This is a genomic window from Enterobacter sp. RHBSTW-00593, assembly GCF_013784105.1.
GTDB lineage: Bacteria > Pseudomonadota > Gammaproteobacteria > Enterobacterales > Enterobacteriaceae > Enterobacter > Enterobacter ludwigii.
The window spans coordinates 2,546,326-2,569,501 of sequence record NZ_CP056393.1; the positions used below are offsets into that span (position 1 = coordinate 2,546,326).

Sequence of the window (23,176 nt, forward strand, 5' to 3'; positions counted from 1 at the left end):
AGGGGCTGAAAGCCCCTGGCATCCGGTCTGTCAGAACGCGTAGTTAACGCCAACACCCGCGTAGTGGAAACGGTCGCTGTCGCCTTCGTCATGGTTTTCCCATTCGTAGGCGTATTCCAGCGTCATGGATAATCCATTGTTGAAGTCATACGCGTACAGTAAACCCAGTCGGTTGAAATCGTGTCCTTCACGATCGGGATCGTCCTGCCAGTCCCAGTTCGACCAGCGATCCAGCCCCAGACGGGTATATGGCGTGAGCGTCGTCTGGCCTAATGAAACAGGCAGATATGCGCGAATTTCCTGCGTTGAAAATTCGCCGTTATTACGTGAACTGTCCATATTGAAACCGCGCTCAAGATAATAGTTCACTTTTGCAGAGAAGGTTTCATTAATGGTCCAGGTAAAACCCGTTTCCGTTTCTACACGGCTGTCGGCATAACCGGTTTTTTCCAGGTCATTCGCAAACTGATACATGGCAAACCAGCCACCAAAACGCCAGTCGTCGGACAATTTAATATCCCAGTCCGGCTGAATTTTGTAACGCTGCATATTTGCGCTACCGTCTTTGGCACCGTGTTCATCTTTAAAGTGATAACCGTAATTACGGAAACCGCCGGTCAACCCGAGTGTAAAATCATCGGTGCCAATAAAGCGATAGCGTAATTCAAATTCCGGACGGTCAAAATAGGTTCCACGGGTCATGCTGCTGTAATTAACCGGTCCTTCCTGATACATTGCCAGCGAAAGGGTCCAGGCATCCCACGTGGCATTAAACCACACAGAGGGTTCATATAATCCATCTTTATCATCGCCCTGACCTTCGACGTTTTCAATTTCATACATGGCACCGATATTAAATTCCCAGTGTTTTGCTGATTCCGTTGCGTGCGCGCAGCTAACCCCTGCGCACAGAACGAGCGCAGCACTTCTTAGTAGAGTACTCATTTAAATGTTCCCTTTATAATTAACTCAAAAAAAACCGGAAATTTGCATTTCCGGCGAACGCCTTTCTTATCTAATAGCCACTTCAGTATCAGCATCGAAGAAATGACATTTATTCATATCGAACTGGATGCCGATATTATCCCCCGCCGCATAATCATTTACCGCTCCTGCACGAACGACCAGCTCATGCCCGCCCACGGTGGCATAGAGCATGAACTCAGCCCCGGTCAGTTCGGCCACGCTGACTTTTGCCGCAATATCATCCCCACGGTTTTGCAGCGTCAGAATATCTTCCGGCCGGATCCCAAAGACCACGGCTTTACGCTGATATCCGGCGGCATTCACCGCCGCCAGCGTGTCTTCAGGTATCTCCAGACGCAGCGTTTCCGTCACGAAATAGCGATCGTCTATCGCGCCCCGGATAAAATTCATTGCCGGTGAGCCGATGAAGCCCGCCACAAACATATTCGCCGGTTCGTTGTAGACCTGCTTAGGTGCCCCCACCTGCTGAATAACGCCATCCTTGAGGATCACAATCCGGGTCGCCATCGTCATCGCTTCCGTCTGATCGTGGGTCACGTAAATCATTGTGGTGTTGAGCTTCTGGTGCAGCTTGCTGATTTCAGCGCGCATTTGCACACGCAGCTTGGCGTCGAGGTTAGAAAGCGGTTCATCCATCAGGAAGACGCCGGCTTCGCGCACAATCGCCCTTCCTAACGCCACGCGCTGACGTTGCCCACCCGACAATGCGCCAGGTTTACGCGTGAGGTAATCACGCAACCCCAGGATTTGTGCCGCCCAGTTCACGCGCTCTTCAATGACCGCAGGGGCAATTTTCTGCATCTTCAGGCCAAACGCCATGTTGTCGTAAACCGTCATATGCGGATAAAGCGCATAGTTCTGGAAAACCATCGCAATGTCGCGGGACTTGGCGGGCACATCGTTCATGCTGACACCGTCAATCACCAGCTCACCGGCAGAGATCTCTTCCAGCCCGGCAATCATGCGAAGCGTCGTCGATTTACCGCACCCCGAGGGACCCACAAAGACGATAAACTCCTTGTCCTCAATTTCGAGGTTAAAATCCTTAACCACATGGACCTGGTTATCGTAGATTTTCTGAATATGTTTCAGAGACAGTTGAGCCATTTTTAATTCCTTATCATTACCGTTCGGCATGCCCAGAAATCCGTCAGGCATTTCCAGGTCAGTTCCTGCGTTGAATGAAGTTGTAATCCCGCATGGTTCAGGCCAGGCCCAATCCCGACCGAGAGCATTCCCGCCGCGTTGATTGCCTCAACGCCGGCTGCAGCATCTTCGATTCCAATAGCCTGCTCGGGGCGCACGTTCAGCCCGGCGCAGGCCGCAAGAAAGATCTCCGGGTCCGGTTTTGAGCGGGCAATGCGCGAGGCATCGGCGCAGAAATCAAAGGCCCTCTCAATGCCCAGCGCCTGCAAAATACCGGGGGCGTTAAGGGACACTGAGGCCAGCCCGATTTTGACGTTCGCCGCACGAATTTCCGCCAGCACCTCGCGGATGCCCGGAAGCAGAGAATCCTGCGTCAACGACGCCAGAGACCCGACGTAGCGCGCGTTCTTTTTATCCGCGAGCGCCTGCCGCTGCTGGTCGTTAAACTCACCCTCTTTTCCGCCATGGCGCAGGATCCGCTGCAGCGATTCCATACGGCTTATCCCTTTCAGCTCGTCGTTGAACGCCACGTCGAGCGAGATGCCAATTTCCTGCGCCACGGCACGCCAGGCCAGAAAATGCAGATGCGCGGTATCGGTGATCACACCATCAAGATCGAAGACAACGGCCTCAGGCTTCATGATTTGCTCCTGTGGTAGCGGTCCCACCAAGAGATGTAAAAAAATCCCTGAAAGAACAGACCTGCCGATCCGTTATGCACAGGGTTTTACCCCACAGCGTTAAGGTCACCGGTGCAGTGGTTTCAATCGTTAAAACATCATTTTCAAACGTGAAGTGCATGCGCGCGTTTCTCCATCGCAGCGGGAAAGCCAGTTTTCGCCAGTGGGCAGGCAGCTTCGGGGCAAGATGCAATTCACCCTCGACGATCTGGATGCCGGCAAATCCCTGAATAACGCCGGACCAGATAGCCCCGGTGGCGGCAGCATGAATCCCGTCATCGCAGCTGTGCGGATCGTCGCCCAGATCGATGGCGACACCCTCGCGCCAGAAGGCGTAGGCCCTTTCCGTATCGCCACACCGGGCAGCAACAATTCCATGAATCGCTTTGCTCAGCGAAGAGTCGTGTATGGTACGCGGCTCGTAGTACGCCAGGTTGGCAGCACACTGCTGCGGGGTAAACCGTTCCGGCAGCAGGTAGTTGAGCATCACCACGTCGGCCTGTTTAAGGATCTGCATCTCGTTCACTTCCGCGCGGGAGTAATCGAGCAGAATGGTCTGTTTACCCGCTTTCGCCTTATAGCGGCTCAGATCGATAGCCGGTTTCGCCATGAAGGTATCATCCTGAGGAAGGACCCCTTCTGCGTTGGCTTGCGGTAACCACAAACGGGACATAAACCGGCTGGCATTCTCCATGAAGCCGGCATCTTCATGATTGAACATCGCCATAAACTGGCGCGCACAGGCGACATTGTGCCAGGCCAGATAGTTGGTGTAGGCATTGTTATTGACGTGCTCCGTGTACTCATCCGGCCCGATCACATCGTGGATTTCCAGGCGACCATTGACTTCCGTCGCCCGCCCCATCCAGAACGTTGCCGTCTCTATCAGTAGCGTCAGCCCTTCGTTACGCATAAAAGCGTCATCATGTGTCGCTTGCCAGTAGGCCACGACAGCCCAGGCAATGTCCGCCACAATGTGATGTTCTGCCAGCGCAGAGGCCACTTTCTGGCGCGTGCCCGTGCGGATGTTGATTGCCGCATATTCCGGCGTTTCCTCCTGACCGCTCGCGGCACTCTCCCAAGGGAAAAGTGTGCCAGGCCAGCCGTTGCGACGCGCTTTTTCACGAGCCCCGGCCAGGTTGAGCCAGCGATAACGCAGCAGACTGCGGGCGACCTGCGGACGCGTAAAGAGATGGAAAGGCAGCAGGAAAATTTCGGTATCCCAGAAGACGTGGCCTTTATACCCTTCGCCGGTCAATCCTTTCGCGGCGATACTGCAGCGCTCATTGTCGGCAGGCGTCATGGCGGTCAGATGCCAGACGGTATAATCCAGCGCGAGCTGATCCTGCGGTTCCGCAGACGTTACCGCCACCCGCGCATCTCGCCAGACGTCTTCCCAGGCGCAGGCAGAGCTCTCCAGCAACGATGCGTAGCCTCGCGCTGCGCACACCTTGAGTTCGGCCAGTGCGTTACGCGCAAACGACGCCTGCGAAAGGGCTTTGTCACTGCGGTGGGCGACCCAGACGATCTTTTCAAGCGTGACAGTATCACCCTGCGAAACGTTCAGGTCGTAATGCGCACTGATGCGACGATTTTTAGCGGTAAAGCAGCTTTCGCTACCCGCTGAAAGCCGGCAGAACGCGGATATAACGACATCAGAAACCCGGTCCTGCGTTTCATACACGCCCTGCATACAGTTCTGGTCGAATACCCGGACTGAAATCTCATCCAGATGCTGCCTGCCGCTGTTGGTTTGCGTCGCATCAATTCCGGTTTTCAACACCACCTGCGAGGGCCCATCAAGGGGAGTGATGGCGAGTTGCATTGCCACTAACGGCAGCTGAGCGAGAGAAACGAAACGACGGCTCTCCAGGCGATAGCGTTTCCCGTCGGGCGAGCGCCAGAGCACGCTGCGACGCAGTTCACCATTGGCAAACGCCAGCTCGCGCTGCCACTCAAGAAGCGCCCCGGAAAGCAGGGTAAAATTCACACCATCCAGTTCAACCTCAATACCGGTAATATCCGGCAGATTGATTAACTCCGTGGTCTCATTGCGACCTGCGCGATGGTAAAGCCCGGCGAGATACATGCCTCTGGTTTGCTGGGTGTAATCCTCTTCGTGTGCCGCGCGAATGCCCATGTAGCCATTGCCGCAAGCCATGATGGAGGCGTATTTATTCAGACTGTGGGGGGAGAAGCCCGGTTCGGTTAAAACAGACACATTCAGCATAACGTCACGCTTTCCCCTGTATCCGCCGATTCATAAAGCGCGGCAACAAGTTGCTGGATAACCAGCCCCTGTTCCGCATCTGCGATCATAACCGGCTCTCCCAGCACATGGCGTACAAACGCCTCCATGCTGCGCAGGTGACGCTGGTCGTCTGCCTCATCACGCTGCATGAGGGTCTGTAAAACGCCCGCCTCATCGTGGTAAATGTGAGCCGGGAAGAGCGTGGCCCCCGCCTTTTCGCCACAGAATGAAACATTCATGATCGACTGCTCGCGGATATTCAGCGCAAACGAGGTATCCAGGCGCAGAACGCCGCCATTGCAGAATTCAATTGTGCCAAACAGAGCATCTTCAACGGTAAACCGGGCGGGATCCCACTCGCCAAACTGTCCACTGTTTTTACGGTTCCCCAGCTTCTGGAAGCTGTGGGCGGTCACCCTTTTTACCGCCGGGAAACCCAGCACATACATCGCGGCATCCAGCATATGAATACCGATATCGATAAGCGGTCCGCCACCCTGTAGCGATTTGTTCGTAAAGACGCCCCAGCCCGGCACGCCGCAACGACGCAGCGCCTGCGCCGACGTAAAGTAGATCTCACCTAACGCCCCGTTTGTGACAGCGTCACGTAGCAGCTGCGTGTCGAGCGCAAACCGATGGTGAAAATCATACGCCAGCACTTTTCCCGCTTTACGGGCCGCCCTGCGCATCTGGTCAGCCTGTTGCGGCGTCATGGCAGGCGGTTTTTCGCACATCACATGACATCCGGCCTCCAGTGCCGCCATGACATGTTCAAAATGGAACCGGTTTGGGGAGCAGACGCTGACCACATCAGGTTTTACCGCCTGCAGCATTTCAGATGCATTCTGCCAGACCGAAGGAATTGCATGACGTACCGCAAACGCCTGTGCCTGTTCAAGGCCGCTGTCCATGACAGCGACCATTTGAACATCACTGCGAGTGGCGTAATACGAGGCATGCACTTTGTCCGCGACCTGCCCGGCGCCAATAATGGCGACGCGCAGAAGCGAAGGTGTTGAAGCACTCATCACGCTCGTCATCCTTAGCATTCACGCAGATACGTGAGTGAATCCTGGTAAGCCTGGGCCGGATCGTCGGCGCGGACACGGCACTCATACACCACGTAGCCCTGATAGTTGTCCGCACGAAGCTGCCCGAACAACGTGGCAAAATCCAGCGTCCCGCTGCCAGGCTGATAGCGATGGTTATCGGCGATATGCACATGACCCAGCAGATCCCGGTTGCGATGCAACGCCTCTGTTAGCGAATCTTCTTCGATATTCATGTGGTAAAAGTCGCCGATGATCTGCACATGCCTGAGCGCGTTCTCTTCGATATAGCGACGCGCATCCGCGAGCGTGTTGATCATGTGATCCTGGTAGCGGTTGAGCGGCTCAAGGTAAACGGTGGTCCCGGTACGCGCCGCCACCTCATCCAGATAACGCAGCGAAGCACTCACCGCTTCGCGGTCACCCGCCAGGCTGCGTGGAGAGGTCATCGGCGGCAAACGGAAGGTAAACATTCCCCAGGCGGCGGGCACAATAATCCCCTTTCCACCCACTTCAGCCAGTGCTTCCAGGATGCGTTCGATCTGTTTTAATCCGTTCAGACGACGTTCTTCAATGAAGTCACCAATCCAGCCGTCATATCCCCCGCAGGCGGTGGTCACCGGCAGGCCCGTGGCGGTGATTGCGGCTTTCACTTCATCGAGATTGTCCACCAGCAATTTGCCGTCAATTTCATAGCCATCAAAACCCATCGCTTTGATGTACTGGAATTTCTCCAGAATAGAAGTCGGGAAAAAGGCCTGGTTTTGCGTTGCGATTTTCATTGATGCTCTCCTTAGCTTAAAAAGTGACGCCCATCTTGATGCTCAGTTCCGGATGCTGATCGACATACTTCATGTAGCTCTCAGCGCTGGTGGTAAAAGTGACAACCGGGTCAATCAGATCTTCGCAGTTCAGATAACCGTTCATCAGCAGTTCCCAGCAGGTCTCTTCAATACGCTTGCGGCTCCAGCGCGGGTAATCCGGGTTGGGTTCGCTGCAGGCGCGCGAGAAAACGATTTTCGCGTTATTGAAGTGGGCTTCGCGCCCCAGATTGAACCCTTCTGCGAACGGTTTCGCGAAAGCCACGTAGGAGATCGTTCCACCGTAGGCGAGCCCGCGCAGCGCAGACTGCAATGCATCGGCAAAACCGCTGGTTTCGATAATCACGTCAGCGCCCTGCTTTCCGGTCAGTTTTTTAATCTCCAGACCGACATCGGTGCCAAACGGACTGAGGCAGTAATCAGCCCCGTGACGGCGGGCAATTTCGCAGCGATGTTCGATAGGGTCGACACCGATGACGATGGATGCACCGGCTTTTTTCGCCAGCTGAATCGCAATCTGCCCAATGGCCCCCAGTCCGACCACAACGACAAAATCCCCTACCCGCACGTTAGCATCACGCACGCCGCTCATGGCGAACTGCGCTGGGTCGTAACAGACGGCATTTTTCCAGGAAGACCCTTGCGGCATTTTGCGCAGCTTGTAGTTATTAACGGCATTCACGATGACCGTCTCCTGCAGCGGCCCATAACAGCAGACACGGTCGCCCGTCTGGTACTCCGTCACGTCATCGCCGCATTCGATAATGTCGCCAACGATCATGTTGCCCAGCTGGAACTTACCAAACTCAATGCCCCGCGCCGCGCCCTCTTCACGCGGGGTAAACATCTGCCACTCCGCGTTAAACTCCTCATCAATGAAGGGACTTGCCGCACGGAAATCTACCACTTCGGTGCCGTGTTTTGGCGCGCCGAAGCGCGCACGAATTTTCACTTCATGGACGGCAACAGGACGATCTTCATATTCCACCAGCGCCGCTACACGAGGCGCTGTCGCAACTAACTTTTTCATGACTGACTCCTAGTTAAAACTGGCCGCCTCAGCCCTTAACGCCACCGGCGGTCAAACCACTTTTGATAAAACGTTCAGACAGTGCGTACATGATGACCACCGGAAGCGCTGTCACCAGCGATGCCGCCATCATCCGACCCCAGATATAATCTGGCGTGCTAAAGAGGGTGTTCAGCCCAACCGGCAAGGTGAAATTGCTGGCGCTGGACAGGAAAATGGATGCAAACAGGTAGTCGTTCCATGCCACCATGAAGCAGTAGACGAACACCGACACGAGGCCGGAAATCGCCAGCGGAACGGTAATGCGGAAGATAATTTGCAGGCGGTTAAGCCCGTCCATCATCGCGGCTTCTTCTATTTCATCCGGAATGGTGTCGAAATAGCTGCGCAGCATAAAGACGGCTGTCGGCAGCGTCTGGGTCACCATGGTGATAATCAGCGCCAGCTCCGTGTCATAGATCCCCAGCGCGGTGATGATTTTGAACAGCGGCACCACCAGCAAAATCCCCGAGAACATATAGACGGTGTAAAAACTCGCATTGATCGTCGTGCGTCCTTTAAAACGCAGTTTGGATAACGCGTAAGCCCCCAGCGTGCCGAGAAAAACGGCAATTACCGACGAGGTCAGCGAGACCACCATGCTGTTTCTGAAGTAGTCCACAAACGGGAAGATCAGCGGATTAAAGATGTCGATGTAATGCTGCAGCGTCCATGCCTGCGGCAGGATGGTCGGATGGAGCGATATCGCCTCTTTCGCGCTCTTAAGCGAGGTCATTAACATCACAAAGAACGGGAACAGCGTGATGATCAGAAACACCGCCAGCCCCAGATAAAAACCGAGACGGCTCAGTACGCGTTTATTTGTTGCCATTGAGGTTTACCCTTTTTCTGGTCAGCAGAATGACGGCGAAGATGATCACAAACAGCACCACGGAGATGGCAGCGGCTTTCCCGAGGTCATTGAAGGCAAATGCGGTCTTGTAGAGATAGACGCCCAAAATATCGACCTTGGTGGTCAGGAGATAAACATCAGCGAACATATAGAACATCCAGATGGTTCGCAGTGTAATCACCGTGGCCAGCACCGGCATAATGGCGGGCAGCGTGACGATACGAAAACGCTGCCAGGCATTTGCCCCATCCATTTCCGCGGCTTCGTACAGCGATTTATCGATGGTCTGCAATATCGCGAGGAACGAGATAAACGCGTAGGGGAAGTAACGCCAGATGGCGAACAGCACCACCAGCACAAAACTGCTGTCCGGGTTGTCGAACCACAGCGGCGCCTGGTCATACAGGTGCAACAGATCGACACCCAGATAGTTCACAATGCCGTAGCCGTTGTTGAACATGTATTTCCATGCAAACACCAGCGAGATGGATGGTGTGACGTAGGACAAAATCACCAGTGAACGTGCCGTTTTCCGCAGACGAAATTCCCGGTTAAAAAAGAGGGCAACGGCCAGCCCCAGCGCCGTGCTGCCCATCACCACCAGGGCGGTGTACCAGAACGTCATCCACAGGGAGTGCCAGAATGCGCCATCGCTGAGGATACGAACATAGTTATCCAGCCCGACAAACACGGCGCTAATGCGCGGGTTAAGCGGCAAACGTAAAAAGCTGATTTCAATATTGGAAATCATCGGCCAGGCCACCAGGCCCCCCAGCAAAATCAGGCTGGGGGCCAACAGCAGCATGGCGAAAGGCATATCTGAACGACCAGAAAACAACGTCTTCATAATTTCCTTCCGCAGAGCGCTCCTATCGTTGTGAAATCAGGTCAGTCAGTCGCTTTTGGCTGTTGCTTAACGTTGCAGTGAGATCCTGTTGACCTACTGTGACGTTATGCACCATGGAACTGATGATGCCGGACCCCGTTACATCACCCATGCGGGTAAAGTTTTTGTCGCCCACGGCGCCAAATACCTGCACATTCGGGAACTGGGCGATAAGCTCATAGGGAAGTTGACCAAACGCTTTAATGACCTCGTTGTCTTTCCAGGAGTCCGTGCCGACGACCAGTTTGTTCACCGGCAGCGCGGCACCCGGGGACATCATCACCCAGTCAGACGCGTTCTGTGCCTGCTCCATCCAGGTGACAAACTTCTGTGCAGCCTGGGTTTCATCTTCTGTTTGACCGGAGGTGATCGTCAGCGATGTGACCATGCCGTAGACCGCTGAAGACGTTTCAGTCGGAACGACAAAGCCCAGGTTGGCTGGGTTGCCGTCTTTATAGACCGCCGGCAGGATATAGGTGGAATACACCGCCATCGGCGCCGAACCATTCATAAAGGCATCTTTAATCTCCATGACATCGTTCGAGCCCGGCATGGTAGTCGCGGCCAGTGCTTTATAGAACGCCAGCGCGTTCACCATTTCCGGGGTATCGATGTTGATTTTCCCGTTGGCGTCAAAAACGTTCGCGCCACCGGAAAGCGCAAACTGAGAAAACGCCTGCTCGGTCATCACGCTTTCTGCCGTGGGTAGCGCAATGCCATAGCGTTTTTTAGCCGGATCGCTGAGGCGTTGGCTGGCTTTCAGCAGCTGTTCCCAGTTATGCGGCTCCTCAATACCCGCCGCAGCAAGCACATCTTTGTGATACCAGACGCCAGACAGCCAGGCGCTGATTGGCACCCCCGTCCAGGCTGAGCCGTCTTCTGTGCGAACGACACGCAAAATTCCGTCATAGAAGGTGTTTTCGCCCACCGCTTTGATGGCGGCGTTGATCGCATCCCGGTCCAGCAGCTGCTCTTTATCCATGACTTTTGCGTAGTCATGGCTGACCTCAATGACCTCAGGCAGCGCACCGGTGCGGGCCAACGTAATCACTTTGGTGTTGTAGGCATCCTCTTCTACCGGTACCTGTTTCACCGTAATCGTCGGGTTCTCTTTCTCGAATTTTTCAATCAGTTTTGTAATTACCGCCTGACGCTCCTGTTCAACTGAGGAGTGCATAAACTCAATGGTGACAGCAGAGGGTTTGTCATCCTTACAGCCTGACAACAAGGCGCACGAAACCAGTGCTGATATCAGCACAATTTTGGGCATATTCATGTTTAAGGTCCTTTTTTAGTTTTCTTTAACCCACAACACCTGCCATGGATTAAGGGTCAGAGTCGTACCAGTAATATCTTTCCCGGCGATCAATTCGCTGCCGGATGGAATATTCGACTCAAGCGTTTGAACGCGATCGCTAAAATTAAATACCGCGGTAACTTTTTCGCCACTTTGCGCAATACGCATTATTTTTAATACATGCTCGCCTGCCGTACTAAAACAAGCCTGACTGTCAGGGTGGAATGCTTTTTCTGCACGCCTCAGGGCGATTAATTCACGCAATCTATAATAGACTGTCTGCCGCAGGCTATTTTCGTTCTCAAGTTCACTGTCGATTGCACCGGCGAGGTATTTTTTGCGGTTAATCGCACGATTATATCCCAGGCGCTCCACGCCCTCATAATCATTACGCGAGCCAAGAATACTTTGGATATAGACGGCAGGCACACCGGGGAAACTCAGGAGTACAGCATGAGCCAGAATAAACCGGGCAATACGGTGATTGTCATCGCAGTCCCTTGTGCTTAACGCATCAAGATAAGTGACATTGATTTCATACGGGCTTCGCGTTCCATCCGGATTGTTTTTCCAGTTGACCAGCGCCCCCTCGGCCTGAAGTTTCTCAACCAGCGAGAGGATCTCAGACTCGGGTAAAATTCCGCGTAACGGATTGAGGCCAATCCCGTCATGCGAGGCCAAAAAGTTAAACCAGGTGGTTTTCGTGGAAGGAAGCGCCAACGACGACGCCCACTGACACAGCGCCCGGACATCCTGACGGTGTACCGCATGCAGAACAAGCGGCGGCAAGGAGAACTGATACACCATCTGCGCTTCATTGTTGCCATCACCAAAGTAGGCAACGTTGTCTTTATGCGGGACATTGGTCTCAGTGATTATCACCGTACCCGGCGCGACAGCCTCGGTAATGGCACGGAAAAGCTGGATAAGCTGGTGGGTTTGTTCCAGATGGATACAGCTCGTTCCGGGTATCTTCCACATAAACCCAACGGCATCCAGACGAATGTAGCGCGCCCCTTCAGTCAGGTAGTGCAGCAGCACGTCTACCATCGCAATCAGAACCTGAGGAGAGGCAAAATTGAGATCGACCTGGTCGCTGCTGAAGGTGGTCCACAGGTGGCGTACGCTGCCATCGTGAAGCGTAAACGGCGTGAGGAGGGGCAAAGCACGCGGTCGCGTGACGGCCGACAGATCCGTTTCAGGGTCAACAGAAATGAAGAAATCGTTATACCCCGGCATTTGCTTAAGGTAATTCGCGAACCATTGACTTTGCGCCGACATGTGATTGCAGACGAAATCAAACATCAAACTGGCTGATTGTTTTAATTCGGCGATGTCCTGCCACGTTCCTGTTTCTGGTGCGACGTCGTGGTAATCAATAACAGAAAAACCGTCGTCAGAAGACCACGGATAAAAAGGTAAAAGATGAACATGTGAAAAGGAGTGAGAGAGCCACTTATTATAAAACCGTGTGAAAACCGGCAGGGCTTTCTCCCCTTCTGCCGAAAACTGATCGGCATACGTAATCAGGACAACATCTTTTTCATCCCACCCCACCTTACGCTTATCTGTAATAACAGAAATCGCGTTATCAATCTTTTCCAGCAACACCGAAAAATGGGTATCGGAAAATGATTCCCCGTAAACAAGATTAATGATTTCTTTAATTTTAGCCTGCATTTTATTTTCCATGGTAGCGGTCCCACGGAACGCAATCTACTCCCATGAAAAATATCTGTCAACGGACCGGGACGCAGAAAAAGGCGATTGCAAAGCAGCTCAACGCAGTATTGTGAGCTGCCGCAAAGAAAGAAAGGGAAAGCGAAGAAGTATCGCTAGCCTGCCCCGAAAACGAGAAAGGCTAACGTACGCAGGAATTATTGGGGAAAGTAGCGGCGTGAAAGCCGTTTTGCCACTTTTTGCAGCAGAGGTTCGAGCGCCACAGCCAGCAACATTCTTACCGGCTTGCGGGCAACAGATTTTATCGCCCAACCCGCCACACCTGCCGGGCCGAAACGTAATGCCGTCAGCAGGACCAGTTTACCTGCGATTTTCAGGCCGGGTTTTACCTTCTGACCGGCCTGTTGCCAGTTTTGCTTCATGTATATTCTCTCTTAAAGCTGACGAAAACGGCTTCTCAGCGTGAAGGTGTCAGACGTGACATAGCGCTCCATCTCACGTAACCGCTTCTCCCCAGCGGCGAGTTGATCGTCAACCGCGTTGAGAAGATCGTTGCTGGTCGGTGCGCCTTCTGCGGCCAGTTCACCTTCCGGCATCGGGTCGAGTACAAACGACAGTACGATGTACGCCACCAGGGTGATAAACGCCAGACCGAAGAAGATCGACAGCACCGTTACCACGCGAACCAGTTTGACCGGGACATCAAGATAATGAGCCAGTCCGGCACAGACGCCGCGTACCATTCCCTGCTGCGGAATGCGCCACAATTTTTTGTTCAGGTTCAGTCCGGCCATTAACGGTCCCTCCAGTTTGGATGTTCTGCATCGAGGATATCTTCCAGCGCCTGAATGCGTTCGCGCATTTTATTCGCCTGTTCGGTCAGCTGTACGAGACGCTGTTGTTCACTCTGGGAAAGTTCACCACGTGAAGAACGGTTGCTGTAGTGCAGCCATAACCAAATCGGCAGAACAAACAGCACGAAAATGGTCAGGGGAATAGCCAGAAAAAGCGCGCTCATGTGTACTCCTTGTCTTACAATGCGTGGCGGCACACTCAGGTGCCGCACAAATTATTATTGGTTGTCTTGCTTCATTTTGGCTTTCAGCGCAGCAAGTTGCTCGCTGATTTCATCGTCCGCTTTCAGGTCAGCGAACTGCTGATCCAGTGACTTCTGTTTACCAATGCTGTGACTTTCCGCTTCCGCTTCCATATGGTCGATACGGCGTTCAAACGACTCAAAACGTGCCATTGCTTCATCCAGCTTACCGCTATCCAGCTGGCGACGTACATCGCGGGATGAACTTGCCGCCTGGTGGCGCAATGCCAGCGCCTGCTGACGCGCACGCGTTTCGTTCAGTTTGTTCTCAAGCTCACCAATCTCTTTCTTCATACGCGAAAGCGTATCATCGACCAGTGTGACTTCATGCTCGAGCGTCGCGACCATGTCTGCCAGCTTCTGTTTTTCAATCAGCGCGGCGCGGGCCAGGTCTTCTTTATCTTTACGCAGCGCAAGTTCTGCTTTTTCTTGCCATTCGTTAAGCTGAGCGGTCGCCTGCTCAATGCGGCGCGTTAACTGTTTTTTCTCAGCCAGCGCACGGGCGGAGGTAGAACGCACTTCAACCAGCGTATCTTCCATTTCCTGAATCATCAGGCGCACCAGCTTCTGCGGATCTTCCGCTTTCTCAAGCAGTGAGTTGATATTGGCGTTCACGATGTCGGCGAAACGAGAAAAAATACCCATAATGTGATCCTCATAGTTCTGTTATCGGGCGATGCCCTGCTACATAACTAATACAAATACCGTGCCAAGTTTTTATCTTGTTGATTTTACTTGATGTGGTTGATTTCCAGGCATCGGCACACTATGCTCACCTGGTGAATATCACTAAGGAGTGGTTAATTTCATCATGGCTGGATACAAAGACAATTTACTCGGCGAAGCCAACAGTTTTCTGGAAGTCCTCGAACAGGTCTCCCGTCTCGCGCCGCTCAACAAGCCAGTGCTTATTATCGGTGAGCGCGGCACGGGTAAGGAACTGATTGCTAACCGTCTACATTATTTATCCGGACGCTGGGATGGCCCCTTCATTTCGCTTAACTGCGCGGCGTTGAATGAAAATCTGCTCGACACGGAGCTTTTCGGTCATGAAGCCGGTGCTTTTACCGGTGCCCAAAAACGCCATCCGGGTCGTTTTGAACGCGCCGACGGCGGCACGCTGTTTCTTGATGAACTGGCCACCGCGCCCATGCTGGTACAGGAAAAGCTGCTGCGCGTGATTGAGTATGGCGAGCTGGAGCGCGTCGGCGGTAGCCAGCCGCTGCAGGTCAACGTGCGTCTGGTGTGCGCCACCAATGCCAACCTCCCGCAAATGGTGGCAGAGGAAAAATTCCGTGCCGACCTGCTCGACCGGCTGGCCTTTGACGTCGTTCAGCTCCCGCCGCTGCGCGAGCGAAGAAGTGACATCATGCTGCTGGCAGAGCAGTTTGCGATTCAGATGTGTCGCGAACTCGGCCTGCCACTTTTCCCGGGGTTCAGCGAGTATGCAAAGGAGACACTCCTCGCTTACCACTGGCCGGGAAATATCCGTGAGTTAAAAAACGTCGTGGAGCGTTCTGTCTATCGCCACGGCAGCAGTGAGACCGAGCTGGATAACATTATTCTCGATCCTTTTCAGCGTAGCCCGCAGCCAGCTTCCGCCCCGCCCGTGTCCGGGGCTTCCCCTGCACTTCCCCTGGATTTGCGGCAGTTCCAGCATGAACAGGAACAACAGCTGCTTGAGCAGAGCCTGAAGGTGGCGAAATATAACCAGAAACGGGCGGCTGAACTCCTGGGTCTGACCTACCATCAATTAAGGGCATTGCTCAAAAAGCATCAAATGCGCTGACAATATCAGCACTTACCCGCAGACATTTTTACGAAGCAGGCGTAAGTGCGATACACTTTGCAGATCGAACCTAAAAACCTTAAAAATTATGCGTCTGGTTTTATCGTCCTTCTTTGCACTTGGTCTGTTCAGCAGCCTGGCGTTTGCTGCGCCCGAACCCGCTACGCAACCTGATATTCGCGACAGCGGCTTCGTCTATTGCGTAAGCGGTCAGGTTGATACATTTAACCCGCAAAAAGCGGGCAGCGGCCTGATTGTGGATACCCTTGCCGCGCAACTCTATGACCGTCTGCTTGATGTGGATCCCTACACCTACCGTCTGGTGCCAGAGCTTGCCGAAAGCTGGGAAGTCCTGGATAACGGCGCGACCTACCGTTTCCACCTGCGCGATGATGTCGCATTTCAGCACACGCCATGGTTTACCCCAACGCGCAAACTGAACGCAGATGATGTGGTCTTTACGTTCCAGCGTATCTTTAACCGTAATCACCCGTGGCATAACGTTAACGGCAGCAACTTCCCCTACTTCGACAGCCTGCAGTTTGCCGATACCGTTAAAAGCGTTCGCAAGCTGGATAACCGCACGGTGGAGTTTTCGCTGAAGCGCCCGGATGCCTCTTTCCTCTGGCACCTGGCCACCCACTATGCGTCCGTTATGTCTGCTGAGTACGCCGCGAACCTGAGCAAAATCGATCGGCAGGAGTTAATCGACCGTCAGCCAGTCGGTACCGGTCCGTTCCAACTGGCCGAATATCGCTCCGGACAATATATCCGCCTGCAGCGCCATGCGCATTTCTGGCGCGGCACGCCGCTGATGCCACAGGTAGTGGTCGATCTTGGCTCTGGCGGGACGGGGCGTTTATCAAAACTGCTGACCGGGGAGTGCGACGTGCTGGCGTGGCCTGCTGCCAGCCAGCTCACCATTTTGCGCGACGATCCGCGTTTGCGCCTGACGTTACGCCCCGGCATGAACATCGCCTATCTGGCGTTTAATACCGATAAGCCGCCACTGAACAACCCTGCCGTACGCCACGCGCTGGCGCTGGCCATTAACAACCAGCGTCTGATGCAGTCGATCTATTACGGTACGGCAGAAACCGCCGCCTCTATTTTGCCGCGAGCCTCGTGGGCCTATGACAGTGAAGCTAAAATTACGGAATACAACCCGGCAAAAGCGCGTGAACAGCTGAAAGCGCTGGGGGCGGAAAACCTGACACTGCAACTCTGGGTACCGACCAGCTCTCAGGCCTGGAACCCAAGCCCGCTGAAGACCGCCGAGCTGTTGCAGGCAGATATGGCGCAGGTGGGGGTGAAAGTGATCATCGTGCCGGTTGAGGGTCGTTTCCAGGAGGCGCGCCTGATGGACATGAACCATGATTTAACCCTGACTGGCTGGGCGACCGACAGTAATGACCCGGACAGCTTCTTCCGTCCGTTGCTGAGCTGTGCGGCGATTAACTCCCAGACCAACTACGCCCACTGGTGCAACCGGGAATTTGACGGCGTGCTGCAAAAAGCGCTGGCGTCCCAACAGCTGGCGTCACGCATAGACGCCTATGATGAAGCGCAGAAGATCCTTGCCGAAGAGCTGCCCGTGCTACCGCTGGCCTCGTCCCTGCGCCTGCAGGCCTATCGCTATGATATTAAAGGCCTGGTGTTGAGTCCGTTCGGCAACGCCTCCTTCGCTGGCGTGTCTCGCGAAAAAGAACAAGAGGTGAAAAAACCATGATCATTTTTACCTTGCGCCGCCTTCTGCTGCTGTTGGTGACGCTCTTTTTCCTGACCTTTGTTGGTTTCAGTCTGAGCTATTTCACCCCGCACGCCCCGCTTCAGGGGTCGTCGCTGTGGGATGCGTGGCTCTTCTGGTTTAACGGTCTGCTGCACTGGGATTTCGGTGTTTCAAGCATCAACGGACAGCTCATCTCCGAGCAGCTGAAAGAGGTTTTCCCGGCGACAATGGAGCTGTGCATTCTGGCATTCGGTTTTGCCTTAATGGTTGGTATTCCGGTAGGGATGCTGGCAGGGATTTATCGCAACAAATGGCAGGATAAATTTATCAGCGCCCTCGCCCTGCTCGGCTTCTCGATCCCGATCTTCTGGCTGGCGCTGCTGCTGACGCTTTTCTTCTCCCTCAACCTGGGCTGGCTGCCGGTTTCTGGCCGTTTTGACCTGTTGTATACGGTAAAAACGGTGACCGGGTTTGCTATCGTTGACGCCTGGCTGTCTGATTCAGCCTGGCGACATGAGATGATCGTCAGCGCCGTACGCCATATGGTCCTGCCGGTACTGACGCTGGCGGTGGCACCGACAACCGAAGTGATCCGCCTGATGCGCCTGAGCACCATCGAGGTGTTTGATCAGAACTATGTCAAAGCGGCCGCCACGCGCGGCTTATCGCGCCTGACTATCTTGCGCCGTAATGTGCTGCATAACGCCCTGCCGCCTGTTATCCCGCGACTGGGGCTTCAGTTTTCCACCATGCTCACCCTGGCGATGATTACCGAAATGGTCTTCAGCTGGCCGGGGCTGGGACGATGGTTGATCAACGCTATCCGCCAGCAGGACTACGCCGCCATTTCGGCGGGCGTCATGGTGATTGGCTCTCTGGTGATTATTGTTAACGTGATTTCCGATATTTTGGGTGCTATGGCCAACCCGTTGAAGCATAAGGAATGGTATGCCCTACGATAACGTATACAGTGAAAAGCGCACGCCCGGTGCGCTGCGTACCGTGTGGCGTAAATTCTATGGTGACACCACGGCAATGATTGGCCTTTATGGCTTCGCCGGGCTGGTGTTGCTCTGCGTTTTTGGCTCCTGGTTTGCGCCCTATGGTATTGATCAGCAGTTCCTTGGCTATCAGCTGCTGCCCCCATCCTGGTCGCGCTACGGTGAAGTCTCTTTCTTCCTCGGTACGGACGACCTCGGGCGTGACGTATTGAGCCGCCTGTTGAGCGGTGCGGCGCCGACGGTCGGCGGTGCATTTGTGGTGACGTTTGCTGCCACCATCTGCGGTCTGGCGCTCGGCATCTTTGCCGGGTCGACGCATGGCCTGCGCTCGGCGGCCCTGAACCACATTCTCGACACCCTGCTCTCTATTCCGTCCCTGCTGCTGGCCATCATTGTGGTGGCGTTTGTCGGGCCACACCTGTCGCATGCCATGTTCGCGGTCTGGCTGGCGATCCTCCCCCGCATCGTGCGTTCGGTATACAGCATGGTGCATGACGAGCTGGAAAAAGAGTATGTCGTCGCTGCTCGCCTGGACGGTGCAACAACCTTAAACATCCTTTGGTTTGCCGTACTGCCGAACATCGCTGCCGGGCTGGTCACGGAGATCACCCGCGCCCTGTCGATGGCGATTCTGGACATCGCGGCGCTCGGTTTTCTCGATCTCGGCGCGCAGCTGCCGTCGCCTGAATGGGGCGCGATGCTCGGTGACGCGCTCGAGCTTATCTACGTTGCGCCGTGGACAGTCATGTTACCGGGCGCAGCCATTATGGTGAGTGTGCTGCTTGTCAACCTGCTGGGCGATGGTATTCGCCGTGCAATTAATGCGGGGGTGCAATAATGCCGCTTCTTGATATTCGCAACCTGACCATCGAGTTCAAAACCGGTGAAGGCTGGGTGAAAGCCGTCGATCGCATCAGTATCACCCTTGCTGAGGGTGAAATTCGCGGGCTGGTGGGTGAATCCGGTTCAGGGAAAAGCCTGATCGCCAAAGCCATCTGTGGTGTGGCGAAGGATAACTGGCGCGTCACCGCTGACCGTATGCGTTTTGATGATATCGACCTGCAACGCCTCTCTCCCCGCGAGCGTCGCAAGCTGGTCGGCCATAACGTATCGATGATTTTCCAGGAGCCGCAATCCTGTCTTGACCCGTCCGAGCGCGTGGGCAAACAGCTGATGCAGAACATTCCCGGGTGGACCTATAAAGGCCGCTGGTGGCAACGGTTTGGCTGGCGTAAGCGTCGTGCTATTGAGCTGTTGCACCGCGTCGGGATCAAAGATCATAAAGATGCCATGCGCAGTTTTCCGTACGAACTGACCGACGGTGAGTGTCAGAAAGTGATGATTGCCATCGCGCTGGCCAATCAGCCGCGTCTGCTGATTGCGGATGAACCGACCAACGCGATGGAACCGACCACGCAGGCGCAGATTTTCCGCCTGCTGACGCGTCTGAACCAGAACAACAACACCACCATTTTGTTAATCAGTCACGACCTGCAAATGCTCAGCAAATGGGCTGATAAGATTGATGTGATGTACTGCGGGCAGACGGTCGAAACCGCCCCGAGTGAAGACCTCATCACCGCGCCGCATCATCCGTATACGCAGGCGCTGATCCGCGCCATTCCAGATTTTGGCAGCGCCATGCCGCACAAGAGTCGCCTGAATACCCTGCCCGGGGCTATCCCGCTGCTGGAGTCCTTGCCGATTGGCTGTCGTCTGGGGCCGCGGTGCCCGTATGCGCAGCGTAAATGTATTGAGACGCCACGCCTGACAGGGGCCAAAAATCATCTATATGCCTGTCATTTCCCGCTGAACATGGAGAGAGAGTGAAATGGTCGAAACCTTACTGGAAGTCCGTAACCTGAGTAAGACCTTTCGCTACCGTACCGGACTGTTCCATCGTCAGACCGTTGAAGCCGTGAAGCCGCTCAGCTTTACCCTGCGCGAAAAACAGACGCTGGCGATCATCGGTGAGAACGGTTCCGGTAAATCCACGCTGGCGAAGATGCTGGCAGGCATGGTTGAACCCTCCGGCGGCGAGGTGCTGATAGATGACCATCCGCTGGAATTCGGCGATTACTCTTTCCGTAGCCAGCGTATCCGCATGATCTTCCAGGATCCGTCGACATCGCTCAACCCGCGTCAGCGTATTTCGCAAATCCTCGATTTTCCGCTGCGTCTGAATACCGATCTCGAGCCAGAAGCGCGACGCAAACGCGTTTTTGAAACCCTGCGGATGGTTGGGCTGCTGCCCGATCACGAGAGCTATTACCCGCACATGCTCGCCCCCGGCCAGAAACAGCGTCTTGGGCTCGCGCGCGCGCTGATATTGCGCCCGAAAGTGATTATCGCCGACGAAGCGCTCGCCTCGCTGGATATGTCGATGCGGTCGCAGTTAATTAATCTGATGCTCGAATTACAGGAAAAACAGGGTATCTCGTATATCTACGTGACCCAACATCTGGGGATGATGAAACATATCAGCGACCAGGTGATGGTCATGCATCAGGGTGAGGTTGTTGAACGTGGCAGTACCGCAGATGTTATGGCCTCTCCGCTTCATGAACTGACTAAGCGATTGATTGCCGGCCATTTCGGTGAAGCATTAACCGCGGATGCGTGGAGAAAAGATCGCTAGCGCGTTGGTGCAAGGGGCGGATTAACAACGCTCACCACGCGCGAAATCCTCGCGGCGTTTTAACGCCCCTTATCCGACAAAAATGCCCCCGGCACACCCGTTCCTTTAAGGGTTAAATAGCAGCTCGCGCGCGTTAACCCTTTCCTTTCACTGATGGCGTAACCCGCTTGCAAGCAGGACAAACACCTCAATCGCATGTGGCAACGTCTTCTGCGGATCCTCACTGGCGGCTATCAACAGTGCAGCATTGAGCGCAGCGCCATTTAACAGCTGTGCAGCGACGTTTGCATCCATGTCTTTCAGGACCTTGCGTTCAATCATTTTTTCTATGGTCTGACGGGTAGATTCCAGGCAGCTATTCTGGCTGGGCCAGTGGGCCGGGTCACCCAGAACAGCCGGACCATCACGCAGTACAATACGCTGCACTTCCGGATCGAGCGCCATTTTGATGTAAGCGACGCCTTCCGCCAGTAGTCGCTCCCAGTCATTCTCGGCGCTGGCGGCAATAGCCTTCGCCTTTCGTGCCATTTCGCTGTCTATCTGGGCGACCACCGCAGCCAGCAAGCCTTTCTTGTCAGTGAAATTATGGTATAGCGCTCCACGTGTTAACCCCACGCTTGCGGTCAGTTCATCCATGGAGGCTGCGGCATAGCCTTTCTCGGCAAAAGCTTTGCGCCCTGCCTGAATCATTTTTTCGCGATTTTCCTGGGCCGTTTCGGCACGGCTTTTTGCAGCCATAAGACGTCCTTGGTTACGTGGTGTTTTTCCGTTTGACATACGTGGCGTATGTGGTTTAGATTTTGACATACGCCGCGTATGTTAATACGACCGCGTGATCTCAACAATACCCCCAATCGAAAAGGAAATGCCATGCACCCACGTGAACCTGTATTTCCCGCTAATCGTCATGCCCTCTATGAAGAACATGGCTATTCTGCTGCCATTCGCTCTGGCGATCTGTTATTTGTCTCAGGCCAGGTTGGAAGCCGCAGCGACGGCACACCTGAAACGGATTTCGGCGCTCAGGTACAACTGGCTTTTGATAATCTCCAGGCTACGCTTTCTGCCGCGGGATGTACGTTTGATGATGTGATCGACGTGACGACGTTTCATACCGATCCAGAAAATCAGTTTTCAACCATCATGGAAGCCAAAAAATTAGCGTTCCCCCGCCCCCCTTATCCGAACTGGACGGCCGTGGGGGTAAACTGGCTTGCGGGCTTTGATTTTGAAATTAAGGTCATTGCCAGAATCCCACCGCAATAAAGCAAGTATTTGGCATAAGCCCCACCGGCAATTTATTAATTACGTCATGACGCCACACGCTGTAGATATCGAATGAAAGAAAGTATTAGTAAATATATTCTCACCTGGGTAGAGGAAAATAATTTTTCTATTTTACATATTGATCAATTGGTTAAAGATACCGGGTATAGCAGAAGAACCATGGAAACATGGTTTAAAGAGAAATATCACCTCTCTTTAGGTGAGTACATCCTAAGGAGAAGGCTGAGCCTTGCAGCCATCATGCTCAGAATGACGTCGCTTCCCGTTACGGACATTGCTTATTTATTTCACTACCAAAGCAGCCAGGGGTTTTCAAGAGCCTTTAAAAAGATGTCGGGACTCACCCCTTCTGAATACAGAAATGCAAAAGAGTGGGATTTTGATATCCTTCAGCCCTCATTTTTATTAGACGATCTTAAAACACCCGAAATAACACTCTGTGAACTCAATGAGATTTTTCCGTATACCCATGAGATTATAGAGCACGATCATCTTTTTGATACTGCGGTGCACGATGTCACTAAAAAAATCAAAAAACTCCTGCTTGAGAATCGCGATCGGATCCAACAGCTTGCCATAGTGCCGCGCCGACCAGAACGTCTGGGTAAAAGCCGTTCCTATCTGGTAGAAGTCTTAATTTCATATTGTTTAGACAGCACTAAAACAACAAAGAAAGACACACTTTTACTTACCGGAAAATATGCAAAAATGTCCTTTGAAGGCAGCTGGGAATGTTATAGCGCCTATAACAAAATTGCGTTTGTTAAGGCAATGGTGACGAACCGCCTGACGTTGCGCGATGGCATTCATTTAATGCGTTTTAACGCCTGCAGCGATGAGCGCGTTAACTTTGATATTTACATCCCTGTGTTATAACCCCGTTTTTTCTTGCGCGTAAATCACACCGCGGGAGGCGC

24 protein-coding genes are annotated in these 23,176 nt (G+C 53.8%); 8 read left to right on the forward strand and 16 right to left on the reverse strand.

The window, feature by feature from the left end:
• Positions 1-30: 30 nt before the first annotated feature.
• From HV242_RS12005 to pspA, 15 genes are all read right to left on the reverse strand, one after another.
• Positions 31-945, reverse strand: coding sequence for an OmpG family monomeric porin (locus HV242_RS12005; RefSeq protein WP_063858663.1), 915 nt, complete (start codon positions 943-945; stop codon positions 31-33).
• Between the two features lie 66 nt (positions 946-1,011).
• Complete coding sequence (locus HV242_RS12010) at positions 1,012-2,094, reverse strand: ABC transporter ATP-binding protein (protein WP_050736879.1); 1,083 nt, start codon at positions 2,092-2,094, stop codon at positions 1,012-1,014.
• A 2-nt stretch (positions 2,095-2,096) separates the two neighbouring features.
• Positions 2,097-2,774 (reverse strand): beta-phosphoglucomutase, encoded by a 678-nt coding sequence (gene pgmB / locus HV242_RS12015; RefSeq protein WP_050736880.1) that lies wholly within the window; start codon positions 2,772-2,774, stop codon positions 2,097-2,099.
• A complete protein-coding gene (locus HV242_RS12020) occupies positions 2,764-5,043 on the reverse strand; it encodes a glycoside hydrolase family 65 protein (RefSeq protein WP_050736881.1) in 2,280 nt (759 codons plus the stop codon). Before HV242_RS12020 ends, pgmB begins: the two co-directional genes overlap by 11 nt.
• On the reverse strand, positions 5,037-6,095 hold the full coding sequence (locus HV242_RS12025; RefSeq protein ID WP_104440192.1) for a Gfo/Idh/MocA family protein: 1,059 nt from the start codon (positions 6,093-6,095) through the stop codon (positions 5,037-5,039). The genes HV242_RS12020 and HV242_RS12025 overlap by 7 nt, the downstream gene beginning before the upstream one ends.
• Before the next feature lie 11 nt (positions 6,096-6,106).
• Positions 6,107-6,895, reverse strand: coding sequence for a sugar phosphate isomerase/epimerase family protein (locus tag HV242_RS12030; RefSeq protein WP_020882462.1), 789 nt, complete (start codon positions 6,893-6,895; stop codon positions 6,107-6,109).
• A gap of 16 nt (positions 6,896-6,911) precedes the next feature.
• Entirely contained in the window at positions 6,912-7,964 is a 1,053-nt protein-coding gene (locus HV242_RS12035; protein ID WP_032678279.1) for a zinc-dependent alcohol dehydrogenase, read from the reverse strand.
• Between the two features lie 28 nt (positions 7,965-7,992).
• Positions 7,993-8,835: a carbohydrate ABC transporter permease gene (locus HV242_RS12040; protein ID WP_020882460.1), complete on the reverse strand. Its 843-nt coding sequence runs from the start codon at positions 8,833-8,835 to the stop codon at positions 7,993-7,995.
• On the reverse strand, positions 8,822-9,703 hold the full coding sequence (locus HV242_RS12045) for a carbohydrate ABC transporter permease (protein ID WP_050736882.1): 882 nt from the start codon (positions 9,701-9,703) through the stop codon (positions 8,822-8,824). The genes HV242_RS12040 and HV242_RS12045 overlap by 14 nt, the downstream gene beginning before the upstream one ends.
• Before the next feature lie 22 nt (positions 9,704-9,725).
• A complete protein-coding gene (locus HV242_RS12050; RefSeq protein ID WP_032678282.1) occupies positions 9,726-11,018 on the reverse strand; it encodes an ABC transporter substrate-binding protein in 1,293 nt (430 codons plus the stop codon).
• A 15-nt stretch (positions 11,019-11,033) separates the two neighbouring features.
• Positions 11,034-12,731: a sugar phosphorylase gene (locus HV242_RS12055; RefSeq protein ID WP_050736883.1), complete on the reverse strand. Its 1,698-nt coding sequence runs from the start codon at positions 12,729-12,731 to the stop codon at positions 11,034-11,036.
• 185 nt (positions 12,732-12,916) lie between these two features.
• On the reverse strand, positions 12,917-13,141 hold the full coding sequence (gene pspD / locus HV242_RS12060; RefSeq protein WP_014170342.1) for a phage shock protein PspD: 225 nt from the start codon (positions 13,139-13,141) through the stop codon (positions 12,917-12,919).
• 12 nt (positions 13,142-13,153) lie between these two features.
• The gene (pspC, locus tag HV242_RS12065; protein ID WP_014170343.1) at positions 13,154-13,513 is read right to left on the reverse strand and encodes an envelope stress response membrane protein PspC; all 360 of its coding nucleotides are present in this window, start codon (positions 13,511-13,513) and stop codon (positions 13,154-13,156) included.
• Entirely contained in the window at positions 13,513-13,737 is a 225-nt protein-coding gene (gene pspB / locus HV242_RS12070) for an envelope stress response membrane protein PspB (RefSeq protein ID WP_025204011.1), read from the reverse strand. Before pspB ends, pspC begins: the two co-directional genes overlap by 1 nt.
• 54 nt (positions 13,738-13,791) lie before the next feature.
• Complete coding sequence (pspA, locus tag HV242_RS12075; protein ID WP_014170345.1) at positions 13,792-14,460, reverse strand: phage shock protein PspA; 669 nt, start codon at positions 14,458-14,460, stop codon at positions 13,792-13,794.
• Between the two features lie 166 nt (positions 14,461-14,626).
• Between pspA and pspF the strand changes: the two genes are divergently transcribed.
• From pspF to sapF, 6 genes are all read left to right on the forward strand, one after another.
• Positions 14,627-15,604 carry a phage shock protein operon transcriptional activator gene (gene pspF / locus HV242_RS12080; RefSeq protein ID WP_050736884.1) on the forward strand — a complete coding sequence of 326 codons (978 nt, stop codon included), beginning with the start codon at positions 14,627-14,629 and terminating at the stop codon, positions 15,602-15,604.
• 88 nt (positions 15,605-15,692) lie between these two features.
• Positions 15,693-17,333 carry an ABC transporter substrate-binding protein SapA gene (gene sapA / locus HV242_RS12085; RefSeq protein WP_020882454.1) on the forward strand — a complete coding sequence of 547 codons (1,641 nt, stop codon included), beginning with the start codon at positions 15,693-15,695 and terminating at the stop codon, positions 17,331-17,333.
• Positions 17,330-18,295: a putrescine export ABC transporter permease SapB gene (gene sapB / locus HV242_RS12090; RefSeq protein ID WP_014170348.1), complete on the forward strand. Its 966-nt coding sequence runs from the start codon at positions 17,330-17,332 to the stop codon at positions 18,293-18,295. The genes sapA and sapB overlap by 4 nt, the downstream gene beginning before the upstream one ends.
• Positions 18,282-19,172 carry a putrescine export ABC transporter permease SapC gene (gene sapC / locus HV242_RS12095; protein ID WP_014170349.1) on the forward strand — a complete coding sequence of 297 codons (891 nt, stop codon included), beginning with the start codon at positions 18,282-18,284 and terminating at the stop codon, positions 19,170-19,172. The genes sapB and sapC overlap by 14 nt, the downstream gene beginning before the upstream one ends.
• Positions 19,172-20,164 (forward strand): putrescine export ABC transporter ATP-binding protein SapD, encoded by a 993-nt coding sequence (sapD, locus tag HV242_RS12100; RefSeq protein WP_014170350.1) that lies wholly within the window; start codon positions 19,172-19,174, stop codon positions 20,162-20,164. The genes sapC and sapD overlap by 1 nt, the downstream gene beginning before the upstream one ends.
• Position 20,165: 1 nt before the next feature.
• Positions 20,166-20,972, forward strand: a complete 807-nt coding sequence (gene sapF, locus HV242_RS12105) for a putrescine export ABC transporter ATP-binding protein SapF (RefSeq protein WP_014170351.1) — start codon at positions 20,166-20,168, stop codon at positions 20,970-20,972.
• 147 nt (positions 20,973-21,119) lie between these two features.
• Here the strand turns inward: sapF and HV242_RS12110 are convergent, their stop codons facing one another.
• Positions 21,120-21,710, reverse strand: coding sequence for a TetR/AcrR family transcriptional regulator (locus HV242_RS12110; RefSeq protein ID WP_020882452.1), 591 nt, complete (start codon positions 21,708-21,710; stop codon positions 21,120-21,122).
• A gap of 132 nt (positions 21,711-21,842) precedes the next feature.
• On the opposite strand from HV242_RS12110, the gene HV242_RS12115 reads away from it, so the two are divergent.
• The gene (locus HV242_RS12115) at positions 21,843-22,238 is read left to right on the forward strand and encodes a RidA family protein (RefSeq protein WP_020882451.1); all 396 of its coding nucleotides are present in this window, start codon (positions 21,843-21,845) and stop codon (positions 22,236-22,238) included.
• Between the two features lie 72 nt (positions 22,239-22,310).
• Entirely contained in the window at positions 22,311-23,135 is an 825-nt protein-coding gene (locus HV242_RS12120; protein WP_032680892.1) for a helix-turn-helix domain-containing protein, read from the forward strand.
• The last annotated feature ends 41 nt before the right edge of the window (positions 23,136-23,176 follow it).